The organism is Qipengyuania aurantiaca, from assembly GCF_019711375.1.
Taxonomy (GTDB): Bacteria; Pseudomonadota; Alphaproteobacteria; order Sphingomonadales; family Sphingomonadaceae; genus Qipengyuania; species Qipengyuania aurantiaca.
Window position 1 is genome coordinate 731,991 of sequence record NZ_CP081295.1, and the last position, 18,283, is coordinate 750,273.

Genomic DNA, 18,283 nt, shown 5'->3' on the forward strand with positions numbered 1-18,283 from the left:
TTGCCTTAATAACCGATGAAGAGCTTTTCTGGTTCCCGGCGAAGCGTTTCTGACGCGCGGCCACCCTTGATTTTTCGCCCGCTTCAGCGCACAGGCGCGGCACATTTTACCGCCCTGCCCATTGGTCAGGTGACGGACCCACACTCGAAAGGAAGAAGCCCCGCATGACCCAGGTCGGCCAGGACACGCTCGGAACACGTTCAACCCTCACCGTGAACGGCAAGGATTACGCCTATTATTCCTTCGCCAAGGCTGCCGAGAAGATCGGCGACGTGTCCAAGCTTCCGTTCAGCCTGAAGGTCCTCTTGGAAAACATGCTGCGCTTCGAGGACGGCGGCTTCACCGTCTCGACCGACGATGCGCAGGCGATTGCCGACTGGCAGAAGAACCCGGCGACCGGCAAGGAAATCCAGTACCGTCCGGCCCGCGTCCTGCTGCAGGATTTCACCGGCGTGCCCTGCGTGGTCGACCTCGCCGCCATGCGCGACGCGATTTCCAAGCTCGGCGGCGACACCGCCAAGATCAACCCGCAGGTTCCCGTGAACCTCGTGATCGACCACTCGGTCATGGTCGACGAATTCGGCCACCCCAAGGCCTTCGAAAAGAACGTCGAACTCGAATACGCCCGCAACGCCGAGCGTTACGACTTCCTCAAGTGGGGTTCGAAGAGCTTCAAGAACTTCACCGCCGTGCCCCCGGGCACCGGCATCTGCCACCAGGTGAACCTCGAATATCTCGGCAAGGGCGTGTGGAACTCGGAAGGCCCTGACGGCACCGCGGTCGCCTATCCCGACACCTGCGTCGGCACCGACAGCCACACCACCATGATCAACGGCCTCGGCGTGCTTGGCTGGGGCGTCGGCGGGATCGAGGCAGAGGCCGCCATGCTCGGCCAGCCGATCTCGATGCTGATCCCCGAAGTTGTCGGCTTCAAGCTGACCGGTGCGATGGCCGAAGGCGTCACCGCCACCGACCTCGTGCTGACCTGCGTGCAGATGCTGCGCGAAGTCGGCGTGGTCGGCCGCTTCGTCGAATTCTACGGCGAAGGCGTCGCCAACCTCACCCTCGCCGACCGCGCGACGATCGCCAACATGGCGCCCGAATACGGCGCGACCTGCGGCTTCTTCGGCATCGACGACAAGACCCTGGAATACATGCGCCTCACCGGCCGCGACGAAGAGACGATCGCGCTGGTCGAAGCCTATTCGAAAGAACAGGGCATGTGGTTCACGCCCGAGAACGAGCCGGTCTTCACCAAGACGCTCGAACTCGACATTTCCAAGGTCGTGCCCAGCCTCGCCGGTCCCAAGCGCCCGCAGGATCGCGTCGCGCTGCCGCAGGTGGACGAGCTATTCAACACCGACCTCAAGTCGCTCTACAAGAAGGACGCGCCGGTCCGCGTCGACGTCGAAGGCAAGGACCATGACGTCGGCGATGGCGATGTCGTTATCGCGGCCATCACCAGCTGCACCAACACCTCCAACCCCGACGTGCTGATCGCAGCTGGCCTCGTCGCCAAGAAGGCGCGCGAGAAGGGCCTCCAGCCCAAGCCGTGGGTAAAGACCAGCCTCGCACCGGGTTCGCAGGTCGTCACCGATTATCTCGAAAAGAGCGGTCTGCAGGACGATCTCGACGCCATGGGCTTCGACCTTGTCGGCTATGGCTGCACCACCTGCATCGGCAATTCGGGCCCGCTCGCGCCGCCGATTTCGAAGGCCATCAACGGCAACGACATCGTGGCCGCCTCGGTTCTTTCGGGCAACCGCAACTTCGAAGGCCGCGTCTCGCCCGACGTGCGTGCCAACTTCCTTGCCTCGCCGCCGCTGGTTGTCGCGTATTCGATCCTCGGCACGGTGACACAGGACATCACCGAAACCCCGCTGGGCCAGGACCAGGACGGCAACGATGTGATGCTGGCCGATGTCTGGCCGACCAACGAGGAAGTGCGCGAGCACCGCACCAAGAACATCGACCGCCAGATGTTCGAAACCCGCTATGCCGATGTCTACAAGGGCGACGAGCACTGGCAGGCGATCAATGTAGAGGCGTCGGACACCTACACCTGGAACCCGACCAGCACCTATGTCGCCAGCCCGCCCTATTTCGAAGGCATGGGCATGGAACCGGCTCCGCTGACCGACATCACCAACGCCAAGCCGCTCGCCATCCTCGGCGATTCGACCACGACCGACCACATTTCGCCCGCCGGTTCGATCAAGGAAGATTCGCCTGCCGGTGAATACCTGAAGAGCCACCAGGTCGCGAAGCAGGACTTCAACTCCTACGGTTCGCGCCGCGGCAACCACGAAGTCATGATGCGTGGCACCTTCGCCAACATCCGCATCAAGAACGAGATGGTCCCGGGAGTCGAAGGCGGCGAGACGGTCTACAACGGCGAACAGATGCCGATCTACGACGCTGCGATGCGCCACAAGGCCGACGGCACGCCGCTGGTCGTGGTGGCCGGCAAGGAATACGGCACGGGCTCGAGCCGCGACTGGGCGGCCAAGGGCACGATCCTGCTCGGCGTGCGCGCAGTCATCGTCGAAAGCTTCGAGCGTATCCACCGCTCGAACCTCGTCGGCATGGGCGTGCTTCCGGTCCAGTTCAAGGACGGCGACACGCGCCAGAGCCTCGGCCTGACCGCGAGCGACAGCTTCACGATTCTGGGCCTTGCCGACCTGACGCCGGGGCAGGACATCGAAGTCGAAGTCACCCGCGAAAACGGCGAGACCTTCAGCTTCACCGCGCTGTGCCGCATCGATACGGCGAACGAGATGGAATATTACCGCAACGGCGGCATCCTCCACTACGTGCTGCGCAAGCTCGCGGCATCGTAAGCTGAGAGGGCGGCGGCAATGCTGGACTGGCTGCGCCGCCGCCTCGCTTCTGGCACTTTCGACGAGAAAGCCGATCCCGCGCGCCTTTCCGCGATTGGTCGGAAGGTCGCAGAACGGCTGCGCGCTACCGACGATGTAAGCGAGCGGGGCGGCAAGAAGGCCGAGCTGTTCCTTATGCCCGGCTTCCTCGCGCCGACGGAATGCGCGCGGTTGATCGAGCTGATCGAAAGCAATCTCCTGCCCTCACCCCTGTTTTCCGACCCGACCGGAACCGGCGCGCGCACCAGCCAGACCCACTATTTCTCCGCCGAGGAGCCTGAGGTCGCGGCGCTGTGCGCCAAGCTCGACGACCTGCTCGGCCTCGAGCGGCGGCATGCCGAAACCGTGCAGGGCCAGCGTTACGACGTCGGGCAGGAATACCGGCACCACCGGGACTTCTTCCGGGTCGAGCGCGAACACTGGCAGCTCGAACGCCGCCGCGGTGGCCAGCGAACATGGTCGGCCATGGTCTATCTCAACGCGGTAGAGGCCGGGGGCGAGACCGATTTCCCCGTGCTCGACCTGAGCGTCGCGCCGGAGCCGGGGTTGCTCGTCGCCTGGAACAATGTGGACCGCCACGGTCACCCCAATCCGGCGACCCTCCACGCAGGCATGCCGGTCGAAGCCGGGCGCAAATATGTCGTGACGCAGTGGTACCGGATGGAAGACTGGTGCCGCAGTCCGCGACCGGCCGAGAGCGACTAGGCGTCGTCTTCGAACAAACCGCCCTGCGGGGGCTGCGAAGCCTGCGGGGGACGCATTCCGAGGTGGTTCCAGCCCCCATCGTTGAGCATCCGCCCACGCGCGGTGCGCGCGATCAGGCCCAGCTGGATGAGATAGGGCTCGATCACTTCCTCCACCGTGTCGCGCGGCTCGCTGAGACCCGCCGCGAGAGTTTCGACGCCGACCGGCCCGCCCTTGTAGGTCGTGGCAATCATGGTGAGGTAGCGCCGGTCCATCGCATCGAGGCCGAGGCTGTCCACCTCCAGCCGGGTCAGCGCCTCGTCGGCAACCTTGGAGGTCACGACCGGCTCGCCCAGCACCGATGCGAAGTCGCGCACACGGCGCATCAGGCGCCCTGCGACACGCGGGGTGCCGCGCGAACGGCGAGCAATCTCGCGCGCGCCGCCCTCGTCGATACCCATGCCGAGCAGCCCTGCCCCGCGGGTGACGACCTTCAAGAGTTCGTCCTCGGTGTAGAAATTGAGCCGCACCGGGATGCCGAAACGGTCGCGCAAGGGCGTGGTCAGCAGCCCCTGCCGCGTGGTCGCGCCGACCAGTGTGAAAGGCGGCAGGTCGATCCGCACACTGCGCGCCGAGGGCCCCTCGCCGATAATGATATCGAGCGCGCGATCCTCCATGGCCGGATAAAGCACTTCCTCGACCACCGGATTGAGCCGGTGGATCTCGTCGATGAAGAGCACGTCGTTGGGCTCGAGATTGGTGAGCAGCGCGGCGAGGTCGCCCGCCTTCGCGATCACCGGCCCGCTGGTCGCGCGAAAGCCGACGCCCAGCTCCTTGGAAACGATCTGCGCCAGCGTGGTCTTGCCGAGGCCCGGAGGACCGAAGAACAGCACATGGTCCATCGCCTCGCCGCGATTCTTGGCCGCCTCGATAAACACGCGCAAATTCTCGCGCGCCGCCTTCTGCCCGACGAATTCGGCGAGCGATTTCGGACGCAGCGCCGCATCCGGGTCTTCGGGTTGCCGCGAGGGCGAATGGAGGGGGACGGGTTCGGTCATCAGAGCGCGCCACTATCCCGCAGGATCGCCGCACAGTCGAGGGTCTGCCGGACGACGTCACCAACCACTTTCGCGTCGTGCCGGTTGCAGTCACCATAGGCCGCAAGATGCTGGTTCAACGTCACGCGCGGCCTCGCCCAGACGAGGATCGCCGAATTCATCCGTGCTAGATCCACATGCCAAGCTTCGGCTTCGAAGCTCTTGACCGAACGTGCGCCTGACATTTGGTAGACGCGCCAATCGGTGAGCTTAGCTCCGGTTTGGTCGGGCGCGTCCTCGCGGTACTTACCGATATGGTCCAGCACCGCCTCGCCCAAGCGCTCGTTCTCGCAAGTTTCTTCAAGAACGGAGGGCTCTCCGTATTCCGAGATGCCGGCAACGCTGGAGATGAAGTAGCGGCCCGAATGGCGATAGAGACGTGCCTTCGCCTGATACTGGACGTCGGCCTCTTCCGCATGACTCGAGCCGGTGAACAGGCGCGCAAACCTCCTCAAAACGGGTTCACCGTGTAGCTGCGCTGCTGGAGCTTGGCGTGGGCAGTCATAGCGGAGAGGTCCATCTCGACGCCCTCGATCAGCTGGTCGGCGCCAACGTCCTGCGCGGTGGCGCTCTGGCCACAGACGATGAAGCGCACGCCGTGGTCGAGCATGGCGCGGACCATTGCGGCGCTGCCGTTTTCGCCCTCCTTGTCGCGCGCCGCCCATCCCGAGGCGGAGAGTAAGTCCAGGACCGCGGGCCCATGCACCACCACGGCCACGCGGATATTCTCTTCCGCCACGCCATTGGCGACATGCATGTTGATGAACCGCGCCGCGCTTTCGAACCCGCGATTGCGCGCGCCATCCTCGGCCGCTTTCGCGACATCGAAGCTGTGCGCGAATTCGGTGTCGGCGGCGAAGGGCTCCAGTCCGTCGACCACGGCGTGGGGGCCGAATTCCTCGAACACCGGGCCGGTCGCGAAGGCACTCATGTCCTGCGCCATGGCCGGGCTGGCTAACAGGGCGAGAGCCAAAAACGTAGTCTTGCGCATAGGGTCTCTCCAGTCAGTCGGTTTGGGCGTGCGTGGTCAAGTCGTAACCGCAGTCGCTGCAATTGCGCGCGGGAAACAGGAAGCGAGAAGTTGGCGCACTGCGATACCAGGTAAGCTGCGCGGGCCCGAAGATCGACGCGCCGCAATCGGGACAGGCGCTGGACACGAAATTCTCGCCGAGTGCCTCATAGATACTTCCGGTGTAATCGTCGCGGCGCCCGGCCCGCAAGCGCTGGCGCGGGCTTACGATCATGCCGAACAAAAAGATCGTCGTGAAGGCGCCGAAGAACCAGCCGCCAATGAGAGTGGCAAAGGCGAGCCAGAGCAGGATCACCGCGGAAACGGTGTAGCCATAGGCGCGCCAGAAACCGAAGGGTGCGCGTAGTGAGGCGCGTTCCACCCGCTCCACAGGCTCAGCGGTGGCAGGAGCCTCTAAACCACTGAGATCAGGACGGCCTTCGCGCGTATCGGGTATGCCGCCCATCAGCCAGCGGCCCTCTTCAACGCGACGCGGATGAGGTCGCCCTCGCTCGCGCCTTCGCCCAGTTCGCCTTGCGCCGCCGCAACCGCGCGCGCGGCAACGGCGGGCTTGAAGCCGAGGTTCTCGAGCGCGCTCACGGCATCGGCGCTGGTGCCGCCCGCAGGCGTCGCGGGAACTACGCCGCCCGCTGCGCCGCCGCCCGGAAGCGCGCCCGCCTTGTCCTTCAACTCGTTGACGATGCGTCCGGCCAGCTTCGGCCCGACGCCCTGCGCGCGGGCCACGGTGGCGGCATCGCCGTTGGAGCAGGCCTGCTGCACCTCGCCGATCGAAAGCGCGGAGAGGATCGCCAGCGCGACCTTGCTGCCCACGCCCTGCACCTGCGTGAGCAGGCGGAACCAGTCGCGCTCGGCAGCTTCGGCGAAGCCTAGCAGGCGCATGTCGTTCTCGGAAACCTGCAGGTCGGTGTAGACGGTGCAGCCCTCGCCCTTCTCTCCCAGCGCGGCGAGTGTCTTGGTCGAGCAATGGACGAGATAGCCGACGCCGGACACATCGATCACCGCCCAGTCCACGCCGGTTTCGTCGAGCAGGCCCTTAAGCTTCGCAATCATGGTTTGTTCTTGCCCCTCAAGAAGGATTTGGTCCAGCGCGAATGGACACGCGCCCACAGTTGCGACAGGAAGGCGAGCATGAGCTGGAACACATTCGGACGCGTGCTGCGCTTCACCACCTGGGGGGAAAGCCATGGCCCTGCCATCGGCGCGGTGGTCGACGGGTGCCCTCCGGGGATCGCGCTGGCGGAAGACGATATCCAGCCCTTCCTCGATGCGCGCAAGCCGGGGCAGAACAAGTTCACCACGCAGCGCAAGGAGCCGGACGAGGTCCGCATCCTGTCGGGCGTGTTCGAGGGGAAAACGACCGGCACCTCGCTCTCGCTGCTGATCGAGAACACCGACCAGCGCTCGAAAGACTATTCCGAGATCGCCAACACCTATCGCCCGGGCCACGCCGACTACGCCTACGACGCGAAATACGGCTTTCGCGACTATCGCGGCGGCGGACGGTCGAGCGCGCGGGAGACGGCCATGCGCGTGGCCGCAGGCGCAGTGGCGCGAAAGGTCATCCCGGAGGTCGAAATCCTCGCCTATGTCTCGGAAATCGGCGGCGACCGGATCGCGCCCGAGAATTTCGACCGCGAGGAGATCGTCCGCAACCCCTTCTGGTGCCCCGACGCCGAGGCGGCGAAACGCTGGGAGGCGCTGGTGGACGAGGCGCGCAAGGCCGGCTCATCGCTCGGCGCAGTCGTGGAATGCGTGGCGACGGGCGTTCCGGCCGGATGGGGCGCGCCGGTCTATGCCAAGCTCGACAGCGATCTGGCGGCCGGCATGATGAGCATCAACGCGGTCAAAGGCGTGGAGATCGGCGACGGCTTCGACGCCGCGCGCCTGACCGGCGAACAGAACGCCGACGCCATGTCACCGGGCGAGAATGGCCCCGAGTTTGCCGCCAACCACGCAGGCGGCATCGCGGGCGGCATCTCGACCGGCCAGCCGGTTGTCTGCCGCGTGGCGTTCAAGCCGACCAGTTCGATCCTCACCCCTGTCGCCAGCGTGGACCGCGAAGGCAAGGCAACCGAAGTCCGCACCAAGGGCCGCCACGACCCCTGCGTCGGCATTCGCGGCACGCCCGTTGTCGAGGCCATGATGGCGCTGGTGCTGGCGGACCACAAACTGCTCCACCGGGCGCAATGCGGATGAGCATCAGTCGCAGGACCGTTCTTGCAGGACTTTTCGCAACCTGCGCGGCCCTGCCGTTCGCCCCCGTGAACGCCTGTGTGGACCACAGTCTCTCTGCACGCATCCTTTTCGACGACGTACCGCCAGATTTGCCGGACGGGATGGTCGCGAAGCACATCCACTTGGTCAATTCCGGCCCGGAGTTCGAACGCTATACCGAGCCTATGGAATTCGAAATCGAAGGATCGGGAGACGATTTGAAATTTTTCTCATTCGTTGGGATCGGCACCTTCGTAAATCCGTGGACCTACTGGTTTACAAAAAGACTTCCGGAGTGGGTGACCGGCAAGCCGAGATTTTTCCCGATTCTTGCGCCGGTATCGTCGTGCACCGGAGGGGTCATCGGGGAAGCCGATATGGTGGAACTGTTCGTTGGAAATCTCATGTCCCAGAAGAACGGCGAACCCGTGTTTGTCGCCGCCAGCAAACGCCTCTCGTCGGACCGCTGGATCACGCAATTGGGCGTAATTGACAAAGACTAAGTTGCACACAACTCAACGGAATACGAACATTGTTGCGCTTTTCGAAAGTTCCATTCCTGTGATTGAAAATTCCGATGCTCGCAATCGCAACATATCGCTTTTGTGCATTGCAGCAGGCCCTATCTGACGCCCATGAATTTCAAACCCGAATAACGGAGAAAACCATGGGTATCATCGGAAGCACTATCAAGCCGTTCAACGCCACCGCCTTTCAGGCCGGCAAGGACTTTTTCGACGTCACCGACGAAGACGTGAAGGGCAAGTGGGCCGTATTCTTCTTCTATCCGGCCGACTTCACCTTCGTCTGCCCGACCGAACTGGAAGACCTCGGCGAGCAGTACAACATGCTCCAGAAGATGGACGTCGAAGTCTACGCCGTGTCGACCGACACGCACTTCAGCCACAAGGCATGGCACGACACTTCGGAGAAGATCGGCAAGCTGAACTTCCCCTTCCTCGGCGACCAGAACCACGTCCTTGCGCGCAATTTCGACGTGCTGCGTGAAGGCGCCGGCCTTGCCGACCGTGCGACCTTCGTGGTCGACCCGGACGGCGTGATCCAGATCATGGAACAGACCTGCGAAGGCGTCGGCCGCAACGCCAACGAACTCGCCCGCAAGATCAAGGCCGCACAGTACGTCCGCGCCAATCCCGGCCAGGTCTGCCCGGCCGCGTGGGAAGAAGGCGGCGACACGCTGGCTCCCTCGCTCGACCTGGTCGGCAAGATCTAAGGCGACAGCCCTCATTAAGGCGGGCGCGCTTAAGCGCTCCCGCCCACAAGAGCCCGAGCCCATAACTCGGGTCGCTGGAAGGCCCGGGGCATCTCCCCCCCCCCCCCCCGCCCCGGGCCTTTTCCAACTCCCCCGATTTTCAAAACCCCGTCCGCAACCCACGCCCGGAGTCCGTCCATGCTCGATGCGAACCTTACCCAGCAGCTCAAGACCTATCTCGCCAACCTGCGCGAGCCGGTCGAACTCGTCGCCTCGTTGGGCGATGACGAAAAGTCGCGGCAGACGCGCGAACTGCTCGAGGAAATTGCTGCGTTGCATGACGACGTAAGCGCCAGCTTCGACGGCACGGACGAGCGCAAGCCCAGCTTCGTCATCCGCCGCGCGAGCGATGCGGAAAAGTGGGTACGGTTTGCCGGTCTGCCGATGGGGCATGAATTCACTTCTCTGGTCCTCGCCCTGCTGTGGGCAGGCGGCCACCCGCCGAAGGTCGACGCCGACCTCCTCGAACAGGTTCGCGGGCTGGAAGGCGATTTCCATTTCGAAATGTATTTCTCGCTCTCCTGCCACAACTGCCCCGACGTGGTGCGGGCGCTGACGCTTATGGCGCTGGAAAACCCGCGCATCACCGCGACGCTGATCGAAGGCGGCACCTATCAGGACGAGGTCGAGCGCCGCGACGTGATGGCCGTCCCCGCCACGTTCCTGAACGGCGAGCCCTTCTACAACGGCAAGATGGAACTGGCCGAAATCCTCGCGAAGATCGACACCGGCGCCGACGCCAAGGCTGCCGAGAAACTGTCGGCCAAGGAACCGTTCGAAGTGCTGATCGTGGGTGGCGGACCGGCCGGCGCGGCGTCCGGCATCTACACTGCGCGCAAGGGCTTTCGCACCGGCATCGCGGCCGAACGCTTCGGCGGCCAGCTGCACGACACGCTCGGCATCGAGAACCTGCCCGGCACCGCCTATACCGAAGGCCCGAAGCTGGCCGGCCAGCTGGAGAGCCAGATCGGCGAGAACGAAATCGACCTGATGAACCTCGCCAAGGCCGTGAAGCTCGTGCCCGCGAAGGAAGAAGGCGGCCTGCACACGGTCGAGCTGGGCAATGGCGCAAGCCTCAAGGCCCGCAGCCTCATTCTTGCGACCGGCGCACGCTGGCGCAATCTCGGCGTTCCGGGCGAAGCGGAATATCGCAACAAGGGCGTCGCCTATTGCCCGCACTGCGACGGACCACTTTTCAAGGGCAAGCGCATCGCGGTGATCGGCGGCGGCAATTCGGGCGTCGAAGCTGCAATCGACCTTGCCAAGATCGTCGGCCATGTGACGCTGATCGAATATGACGACAAGCTTCGCGCCGACGACGTGCTCCAGAAAAAGCTGCGGAGCATGAGCAATGTCGAGATCGTCACCAGCGGCCAGACCACCGAAATCACGGGCAAGGACGGCAAGGTCGACGGCCTCGTCCTGAAGGACCGCACATCGGGCGATGAGCGCCGCATCGAGCTGGAAGGCGTGTTCGTCCAGATCGGTCTCGTGCCCAACACCGAATGGCTCGAGGGCAGCGGTCTCGAACTGACGAAGTTCGGCGAGATCGTCACCGACGAGGAAGGCCGCACCAACCTGCCTGGTGTCTTCGGAGCGGGCGACGTGACCGACGTGCCCTACAAGCAGATCGTTGTGGCGATGGGCGAAGGCTCCAAGGCCGGCCTCTCCGCCTTCGATTACCTGATCCGCACCGAACCGGTCGAGGATATCGCCGAGGCGGCCTGATCGGTCATCAAGCGGACACGAAAGCGTCGCCATTCCAGCGGGATGGCGGCGCTTTTCGTATGGGCGGCTCGCTTCGCCGCAAAATCGCCTCAGCCAATCAATTTGACCCGTTTAATCGATTGGACGAATTAACGGGGGAGGTTCAGGGTCGCTTTCATTCTCGGACGGGAGACCGAGTCTTTATTTGAGAGGAGAGCGATTACATGGACGCCAAAACCGGAGATATTAGCGGCTGCCCCTTCACCGGCGACAGCGGCACACGCGCACTCTTCGGCCGCCGCAACCGCGACTGGTGGCCCGATCAGCTCGATCTGGAAATCCTGACCGAAGGCGGCCGCGCGGCCGACCCGATGGGCGAGGATTTCGATTATTGCGAGGCCTTCAACGCGCTCGATTACACCGCGCTCAAGCAAGACCTCACCGACCTGATGACCGACAGCCAGGAATGGTGGCCGGCCGACTATGGCCATTACGGCCCCTTCTTCATCCGCATGGCATGGCACGCGGCAGGTACCTATCGCACCGGCGACGGGCGTGGCGGCGGCGGCAGCGGCCAACAGCGCTTCGCCCCGCTCAACAGCTGGCCCGATAACGGCAACCTCGACAAGGCCCGCCGCCTGCTGTGGCCGATCAAGCAGAAATACGGCAAGCACATCAGCTGGGCCGATCTCTTCATCCTCACCGGTAACGTCGCGATCGAGAGCATGGGCGGTCCCGTGTTCGGCTTCGGCGGCGGGCGCAAGGACGTGTTCGATCCCGAAACCGTCTATTGGGGCACAGAAGAGAAGTGGGTCGATACGGGCGCCGAAACCCGCATTCATCCCGATGAGGGCCGCGCGCTCGAAAACCCGCTTGCCGCGATCCAGATGGGCCTGATCTACGTCAATCCCGAAGGCCCGGGCGGCAATCCGCATGACGCCGAGGGTATGGCCCGTGACATGCGCGAGACGTTCAGCCGCATGGCCATGAACGACGAGGAAACGGTAGCCCTGACCGCCGGCGGTCACGCTTTCGGCAAGGCGCATGGTGCCAAGCCCTCGGACACATTCAGCGGCGCGCCGGAGGGCGAAGGCCTCCATTCGATGGGCTTCGGCTGGCTCACCGACCCCGAGGAAATCGGCAAGGGCCACATCACGACTTCGGGCATCGAAGGCGCGTGGTCGAACAATCCGACCAAGTGGGGTGGCGACTACTTCCGCCTGCTGTTCAAATACGATTACGAGCTGGTCCAGTCGCCCGCAGGCGCATACCAGTGGCAGCCGATCGACCAGTCCGAAGAGGACATGGCTCCGGATGCGCGGGACCCGTCCAAGAAGGTCCCGACCATGATGACCACCGCCGACATGGCGCTGAAGCGCGACCCGGAATATCGCAAGATTTCCGAACGCTTCCGCGACGACCAGGCCGCGCTCGACGATGCCTTCGCCCGCGCGTGGTTCAAGCTGTGCCACCGCGACATGGGTCCCAAGGTCCGCTACCTCGGCCCCGAAGTGCCGAGCGAAGACCTGATCTGGCAGGACCCCGTCCCCGCCGGTTCGCAGGTTTCGGACAGCGACTTGTCCGCCTTCAAGTCGAAGGTCCTCGACAGCGGTCTTGGCATCGCGGCACTCGTCAAGGCAGCCTGGGCCTCGGCCTCGACCTATCGCAATTCCGACCATCGCGGCGGCGCCAATGGCGCGCATATCCGCTTCGACGAGATCAAGAACTGGAAGGTCAACGATCCCGAAGAATTGGGCAAGGTCCTCTCAAAGCTCGACGAAATCCGTGGCGGCATCTCCATGGCCGACGCCATCGTCATTGCCGGTTCGGCTGCGGTCGAGAAGGCGGCGAAGGATGCCGGTTTCGATATCTCCGTTCCGGTCACCACCGGCCGCGGCGATGCTCGCCCAGAAGACTTCGATGCGGAAAGCTGGGAGCCGCTCGAGCCCTTTGCCGACGGTTTCCGCAACTACCTCAAGACCAAGGCTTCGGTGAAGACCGAGGACATGATGGTCGACCGCGCGCACCTTCTCGGCCTCTCGATCCCCGAGATGACCGTGCTGGTCGGCGGAATGCGCGCCATGGGTGCGGTGACCAAGCACACCACCCACGGCGACCGGATCGGCGTGCTGACGGAGACCCCGGGCAAGCTCGACAACAGTTTCTTCAAGAACCTGCTCGGCATGGGCGTGATCTGGAAAGAGGTCGACGACAGCGGCGACGAGGAATTCGTCGGCACCTGCCGCAAGACCGGCAAGGAACTGTGGCGCGCCACGCGCACCGACCTCGTCTTCGGTTCCAACTCGCGCCTGCGCGCGGTGGCGGAAGTCTATGCCGAGAACGGCAACGAAGAGAAGTTCGTGCGCGATTTCGTCAAGGCCTGGACCAAGGTCATGGACGCCGATCGCTTCGACCTGACCTACGCGAAATACCACAAGTAAGGGGGCCAGACCCTTCGGGACCGCACCAAGCCCCCCGGCAGCAATGCCGGGGGGCTTTTTACGTGCTTACTCAACCGATCAGGCTGTGCGGTATTTTGAAGCTTGCAAACCGGAACGCCATGCGCGGCCCGTCCGTATGTCTTTCATCCTCCAGCAGAAAGGCACGTCGCCATGGCCGACCGCACAGTTCCCCCCACCACCACCGATGCCGGCATCCGCGCCCCGAGCGACGAGCATTCGCTGACGCTTGGCCGCGATGGCCCGATCGTGCTCAACGATCACTATCTCATCGAGCAGATGGCGAACTTCAACCGCGAGCGGATCCCCGAGCGCCAGCCGCACGCCAAGGGTTCGGGCGCTTTCGGCTATTTCGAAACGACGCACGATGTCTCGAAATACACCAAGGCCAAGCTGTTCCAGAAGGGCGTGAAGACCGACACGGCCATGCGTTTCTCCACCGTGGCAGGCGAACGCGGCAGCCCCGATACCTGGCGCGACCCGCGCGGCTTCTCGGTAAAGTTCTACACCGAAGACGGCAATTTCGACATGGTCGGCAACAACACGCCGATCTTCTTCATCCGCGATCCGCTGAAGTTCCAGCACTTCATCCGCAGCCAGAAGCGCCGCGCCGACAACGGCCTGCGCGATCACGACATGATGTGGGATTTCTGGACCCTGTCGCCCGAAAGCGCGCACCAGGTCACCTATCTCATGGGCGATCGCGGCGTGCCGAAGAACTGGCGCGAGATGAACGGGTACGGCAGCCACACATACATGCTGATTAACGAGGCGGGCGAGAAGTTCTGGGTCAAGTTCCACTTCATGACCGATGTCGGCGAGATGAGTGGCAACGCCCATTTGACGCAGGACGAGGCGGTCAAGAAGGCGGGCGAGGACAGCGATTACCACCGCCGCGACCTGTTCGACGCGATCCACAAGGGCGATTTTCCCAGCTGGACGCTCAAATGGCAGATCATGCCTTACGAGGACGCCAAGACCTATCGCATCAACCCCTTTGATCTCACCAAGACTTGGCCGCATGCCGATTATCCGCTGATCGAGGTCGGCAAGCTGGTGCTGAACGAGAATCCGGTCGACTGGGACACGCAGATCGAGCAGCTTGCCTTCGAGCCCAACAATATGGTGCCCGGCATCGGCCTGTCGCCCGACAAGATGCTGCTGGCACGCGGGTTCTCCTATGCCGACGCGCATCGCCACCGGCTCGGGGTCAATTACAAGCAGATCCCGGTGAACTCGGCGAAGAATGCCGAGGTCAATTCCTATTCGCGCGCCGGCGCCATGCGGGTGACGAATGCGGTGGACCCGGTCTATGCGCCCAATTCCTATGGCGGCCCGGCCGCTCAGCCCGAAGTGGGCGGCGAGGCGACTTGGCACGCCGATGGCGACATGGTGCGACAGGCCTATACCTTGCGCGAAGATGACGACGACTGGAGCCAGGCACGCGCGCTGGTGAACGATGTCATGGACGACGCGCAGCGCGAGCGGTTCGTGTCGAATGTTGCCGGGCATCTTGCCGACGGGGTGAGCGAGAAGATCCTCCAGCGCGCCTTCGAATACTGGAAGAATGTCGACGAGACGATCGGCGCGCGGATCGAGAAGGCGGTGCGCGACAAGCTGGGCGGCAAATCCACCGCGCCGGGTCTCGGTTCGGCCAAATCGACCACCGACGAGGCTACTCTGGGGCCCGATGTCGTGGAGGCGAAAGCGCGCGAGGCGGAACCCGCCGAATAGGGCGTCACGTAGCTCTGGCATTACGCAAGCAGTGCGTTAGGAGGCAGGGATGGACACCGCCTTCTCTCGCACCGCTCGGCTTTGCGCTGCGCTCGTTTCGCTCATCGCCATCGTCTCGCTGATGGTGCAGTCGGTCGGCAATCTGGAACGAGACGGCACGATGTTGGCCGCGTGGAGCGCGATGCTGCAATGGTTCACCATCTGGGGCAATGTCGCGGCTTCTTCGGCTGGATCGCGCTTCGCGGTCGGATCGAGCCGCGCATTCCTTTCGCGCTTGCCGCAGCGCTGATCATCATCGCGGCGGTCTACCACGTCCTGCTGGCCTCTTTTCACGACCCGCAAGGGATGGAATGGTGGACGAACATCGCGCACCACACCGTGGTTCCGGCAGGCGGCGTTGTGTGGTGGTTGGCCTTCTCGCGCGACGGCTTAGCCGGCTGGCGCTCGCTCCCCATCGTGATGCTGGTGCCGGTAGTCTACGGCGGCTTTGCACTGGTGAATGGCGCGCTTACCGGGTTCTACCCTTATTTCTTCCTCGACCAGCCGAGCCTTGGCCTTGGCACGGTGCTGCTCAACATGGTCGGTCTGGCAGTCCTTTTCCTGCTCGTCGCCGCGCTGCTGCTGGCGATCCGCAAGCTTATCCGCGCTCGCGCCTGAGCACGATGTAAAGCGCGCCATCGCCGCCGTGGCGGATATGGGCGCGGCGTACGGCGGCGATGGCCGCGTGGTGGCTGGAGGCCGCGAGCCAGTCGAGCACCTTGGCGCGGATTGCCCCGCGCTTGCTGCCACGGTCCGCCGGATCGACCGGACGCGGCTTGCCGGTCACCAGCAGGATCGTGCGTGCGCCCATAGCGCGAGCCTGCGCGACTCCGCTCATCAGCCGGTCATAGGCCGCATCGAGACCGTGGCCGTGGAGGTCGAGTGTGACATCGGGTTGGATGCTGCCGGACTTCAGCTTCTTGTCCCAACTGGAATCGAGCGAATTTTGAGGCGCGCGCGATGGCGGTGAGGGCCGCGGCGAAGCGGCAACAGGCCTGACCGGTACCTTCTTCGCCTTGGGCTGCCGCGCTGGCGGAAGCTTGACCACGGGCTTCGGCGTTTCCACACGCCGGATAGCCGGGTGCATAGGTGCGACCGTGGCGGCGACCTTTTCCCAGGCCTCCGCCTCTTCCTCCGTCAGACCACGAGGCGCGGTCATGGCTTGAGGCGCGCAAGCGTTCCCTTGGGCAGGAGCAGATAGGCGGTCCCGCGGCTGCTCATGCCACCCGCAATCTCGCGCGCATCCGCGCCGTTGCCCCAGAATGTGTCGAAGCGGTTCGCACCCTTGATTGCGCCGCCCGTGTCCTGCGCGATCCACAGCCCGTCGGCGACATCGGCCTCCATGTCGAGATAGACCGGCGCGCCGTAAGGCACGAACTTGGGATCGACGGCCACGCTGTCCTGCCGGAACACGGGCACTTCGAGCGAGCCCAGCGGCCCTTCGGTGTCGAGTTCGCGGAAGAAGATCCAGCTCTTGTTCTCGTTGAGGATCGCGTCGGCTTGCGAAGGATTGTCGCGCAGCCAGGCAATGATCCCCTGCATGGAGGTGGGGTATTCCGTCCCATCGCCGATCAGCCCGCGCTCGCGCATGGTGCGGCCGATCGCCACATATTCGCGGCCGTTCTGCCCGGCATAGCCGATGCGCATGACCTCGCCATCGGGCAGGCGAAGGAGGCCGCTGCCCTGGATCTGGAGGAAGAAGAACTCGACCGGATCGGCGGCCCAGGCGACAACCGGGACCTTGCCGTCCAGCGCCCCGGCGACGATTTCGGAGCGTTCGTAATATTGCACGAAATCGCCGTTCTCGTCGTAGCGGCCGAGCGGTGGGCGCCCGGTGCGTTCGGCCTCGGGCATATCGGCAGGCCAGGCGCGTACGAGGTCTTCCGGCATCGCGTAAACCGGCACATCGTATCCGGGGGCGCGCGTGCGGCTGCCGAGGATTTCGGGCTCGTAATAGCCGGTGGCGAAAGCGCTGCCGTCGCCGACCATCACCGTTTCGAACTGGCTCTTGAAGAACAGCACCGGATCGCTCGACCAGTTGGCGGCAGCGCCGCAGGGCGCCTGCCAGTCAACGCGGCGGGTCAGGCCGCTGGTGTCGTCACGATAGAGGATCTTGTCGCAGGATCGCTTGAACGCGGCGAGCGCGGGGGCGGCATCCCACCCGGCAAAAGGCATGGTGTCGATGGCCGGACCCGGCGAAAGCGTTGCGGCCAGCGCGGTATCGGCAGGGATCGGCTCGGGCACTTCCACGGCGCCCGTGTCCATCGGCGGGCGCGCATCGGGAATGGCAGCGCATCCCGCGAGACTGAAGGCTGCAGCCAGCCCGGCGAGAATACGCATGTGTCCTCCGGTGAATTTCGAAGTGGGATCAGCCCTGGTCGGTCTCGTCGAGCACCCAGTTCGGGTCACGCGCGTCGACATTGCGGCTGAAGGTCCAGATGTCCCGGCTCTCCACCGCATCGTCGAGCGAGCCGGCGATGACAGTGCCGTCTTTGTCGCGCGTGAGCGAAGCGATGTCCGAGACGAACAGGACGGCGATCCGCGCGGTGCGACCATCGAGTTCGGCCGAATGGATGGTCGCATCCTCAATCCGGATGAGGCGGTTGTCGAGCGTTTCGCCCGCCGCGTCGCGCGCGTCGATCGCGCCGGAGAAACCGGTATAGACATCGTCATCGGTGAGATCGCGCAGCGTTTCCTTGTCGCCCTTCCAGAAGGCTTCGAGGACCATGCCGTATGCGGCCTTGGCGCCTTCGAGGAAGGCCAGAAGGTCAAAGCGCTGGTCAGCGCTGGCGATGGCGCGGATGGCGTTTTCGTTGGCCGAGGAGGTGTTGTCCACGCTGCGCAGGCGCACAGGCTCGCGCACCGGTGCGGCCGGGCGGTCACCGGCAGGCGGGACCTGCGCGTCGGGCGCATCGAAGCGATGGCGCGCGGGCTCTTCCTCGTGCTCCGACCGCTCTCCGAGAACGGAATAAAGGCGCAGGCCGAGGAAGGCGGCGATGGCGGCGAGGATGACGATCTCGGTGATCACAAGTACTTGTCCGTTTGATGCTTCGTACTGCCTACGGGCCAACGGCCCTCGCAGTTCCAGTCCTGTCTGCCTTAGATAGGGTGTAATTACAAACGGACAATGACTCGCCGCCCTTCGCATGAGCCGGGGCGAAATGGCT

General features: G+C 64.2%; 18 protein-coding genes. 10 read left to right on the plus strand and 8 right to left on the minus strand.

Annotation, left to right across the window (positions count from 1 at the left end; genetic code table 11):
• Positions 1-164: 164 nt before the first annotated feature.
• Positions 165-2,840, plus strand: coding sequence for an aconitate hydratase AcnA (gene acnA, locus K3148_RS03620; protein ID WP_221425961.1), 2,676 nt, complete (start codon positions 165-167; stop codon positions 2,838-2,840).
• Between the two features lie 18 nt (positions 2,841-2,858).
• Positions 2,859-3,584, plus strand: coding sequence for a prolyl hydroxylase family protein (locus K3148_RS03625; RefSeq protein WP_221425962.1), 726 nt, complete (start codon positions 2,859-2,861; stop codon positions 3,582-3,584).
• On the opposite strand, the gene ruvB is transcribed toward K3148_RS03625, so the two are convergent.
• Genes ruvB through ruvA form a run of 5 tightly spaced genes read right to left on the minus strand, consistent with a single transcriptional unit; the run spans position 3,581 to position 6,740 of the window.
• Entirely contained in the window at positions 3,581-4,621 is a 1,041-nt protein-coding gene (gene ruvB, locus K3148_RS03630; RefSeq protein WP_221425963.1) for a Holliday junction branch migration DNA helicase RuvB, read from the minus strand. The genes K3148_RS03625 and ruvB overlap by 4 nt on opposite strands.
• Positions 4,621-5,115, minus strand: coding sequence for a hypothetical protein (locus K3148_RS03635; RefSeq protein WP_221425964.1), 495 nt, complete (start codon positions 5,113-5,115; stop codon positions 4,621-4,623). Before K3148_RS03635 ends, ruvB begins: the two co-directional genes overlap by 1 nt.
• Positions 5,112-5,651 (minus strand): DsrE family protein, encoded by a 540-nt coding sequence (locus tag K3148_RS03640; protein WP_221425965.1) that lies wholly within the window; start codon positions 5,649-5,651, stop codon positions 5,112-5,114. The genes K3148_RS03635 and K3148_RS03640 overlap by 4 nt, the downstream gene beginning before the upstream one ends.
• 13 nt (positions 5,652-5,664) lie before the next feature.
• Entirely contained in the window at positions 5,665-6,135 is a 471-nt protein-coding gene (locus K3148_RS03645; protein WP_221425966.1) for a hypothetical protein, read from the minus strand.
• Positions 6,135-6,740 carry a Holliday junction branch migration protein RuvA gene (ruvA, locus tag K3148_RS03650; RefSeq protein WP_221425967.1) on the minus strand — a complete coding sequence of 202 codons (606 nt, stop codon included), beginning with the start codon at positions 6,738-6,740 and terminating at the stop codon, positions 6,135-6,137. The genes K3148_RS03645 and ruvA overlap by 1 nt, the downstream gene beginning before the upstream one ends.
• A gap of 78 nt (positions 6,741-6,818) precedes the next feature.
• Between ruvA and aroC the strand changes: the two genes are divergently transcribed.
• The 8 genes from aroC (at position 6,819) to K3148_RS03690 (ending at position 15,734) form a co-directional block, all read left to right on the plus strand.
• Positions 6,819-7,886, plus strand: coding sequence for a chorismate synthase (gene aroC, locus K3148_RS03655; protein ID WP_221425968.1), 1,068 nt, complete (start codon positions 6,819-6,821; stop codon positions 7,884-7,886).
• Positions 7,883-8,407: a hypothetical protein gene (locus tag K3148_RS03660; RefSeq protein ID WP_221425969.1), complete on the plus strand. Its 525-nt coding sequence runs from the start codon at positions 7,883-7,885 to the stop codon at positions 8,405-8,407. Before aroC ends, K3148_RS03660 begins: the two co-directional genes overlap by 4 nt.
• A gap of 164 nt (positions 8,408-8,571) precedes the next feature.
• Positions 8,572-9,138 carry an alkyl hydroperoxide reductase subunit C gene (gene ahpC, locus K3148_RS03665; protein ID WP_221425970.1) on the plus strand — a complete coding sequence of 189 codons (567 nt, stop codon included), beginning with the start codon at positions 8,572-8,574 and terminating at the stop codon, positions 9,136-9,138.
• 177 nt (positions 9,139-9,315) lie between these two features.
• On the plus strand, positions 9,316-10,905 hold the full coding sequence (ahpF, locus tag K3148_RS03670; RefSeq protein WP_221425971.1) for an alkyl hydroperoxide reductase subunit F: 1,590 nt from the start codon (positions 9,316-9,318) through the stop codon (positions 10,903-10,905).
• A gap of 203 nt (positions 10,906-11,108) precedes the next feature.
• Positions 11,109-13,325, plus strand: coding sequence for a catalase/peroxidase HPI (katG, locus tag K3148_RS03675; RefSeq protein ID WP_221425972.1), 2,217 nt, complete (start codon positions 11,109-11,111; stop codon positions 13,323-13,325).
• A 171-nt stretch (positions 13,326-13,496) separates the two neighbouring features.
• Positions 13,497-15,077, plus strand: a complete 1,581-nt coding sequence (locus tag K3148_RS03680; protein WP_221425973.1) for a catalase — start codon at positions 13,497-13,499, stop codon at positions 15,075-15,077.
• A 49-nt stretch (positions 15,078-15,126) separates the two neighbouring features.
• Positions 15,127-15,366, plus strand: coding sequence for a hypothetical protein (locus K3148_RS03685; protein ID WP_221425974.1), 240 nt, complete (start codon positions 15,127-15,129; stop codon positions 15,364-15,366).
• Positions 15,267-15,734 (plus strand): Pr6Pr family membrane protein, encoded by a 468-nt coding sequence (locus tag K3148_RS03690; RefSeq protein ID WP_221425975.1) that lies wholly within the window; start codon positions 15,267-15,269, stop codon positions 15,732-15,734. Before K3148_RS03685 ends, K3148_RS03690 begins: the two co-directional genes overlap by 100 nt.
• Here the strand turns inward: K3148_RS03690 and K3148_RS03695 are convergent.
• From K3148_RS03695 to K3148_RS03705, 3 genes are read right to left on the minus strand one after another with little or no spacing between them, the layout of a single operon-like run.
• A complete protein-coding gene (locus K3148_RS03695) occupies positions 15,715-16,275 on the minus strand; it encodes a Smr/MutS family protein (protein ID WP_221425976.1) in 561 nt (186 codons plus the stop codon). The two genes, K3148_RS03690 and K3148_RS03695, sit on opposite strands and share 20 nt — an antisense overlap.
• Positions 16,272-17,456, minus strand: a complete 1,185-nt coding sequence (gene mltA / locus K3148_RS03700) for a murein transglycosylase A (RefSeq protein ID WP_221425977.1) — start codon at positions 17,454-17,456, stop codon at positions 16,272-16,274. Before mltA ends, K3148_RS03695 begins: the two co-directional genes overlap by 4 nt.
• Positions 17,457-17,484: 28 nt before the next feature.
• The gene (locus K3148_RS03705; RefSeq protein WP_221425978.1) at positions 17,485-18,144 is read right to left on the minus strand and encodes a Tim44/TimA family putative adaptor protein; all 660 of its coding nucleotides are present in this window, start codon (positions 18,142-18,144) and stop codon (positions 17,485-17,487) included.
• Between the last annotated feature and the right edge of the window lie 139 nt (positions 18,145-18,283).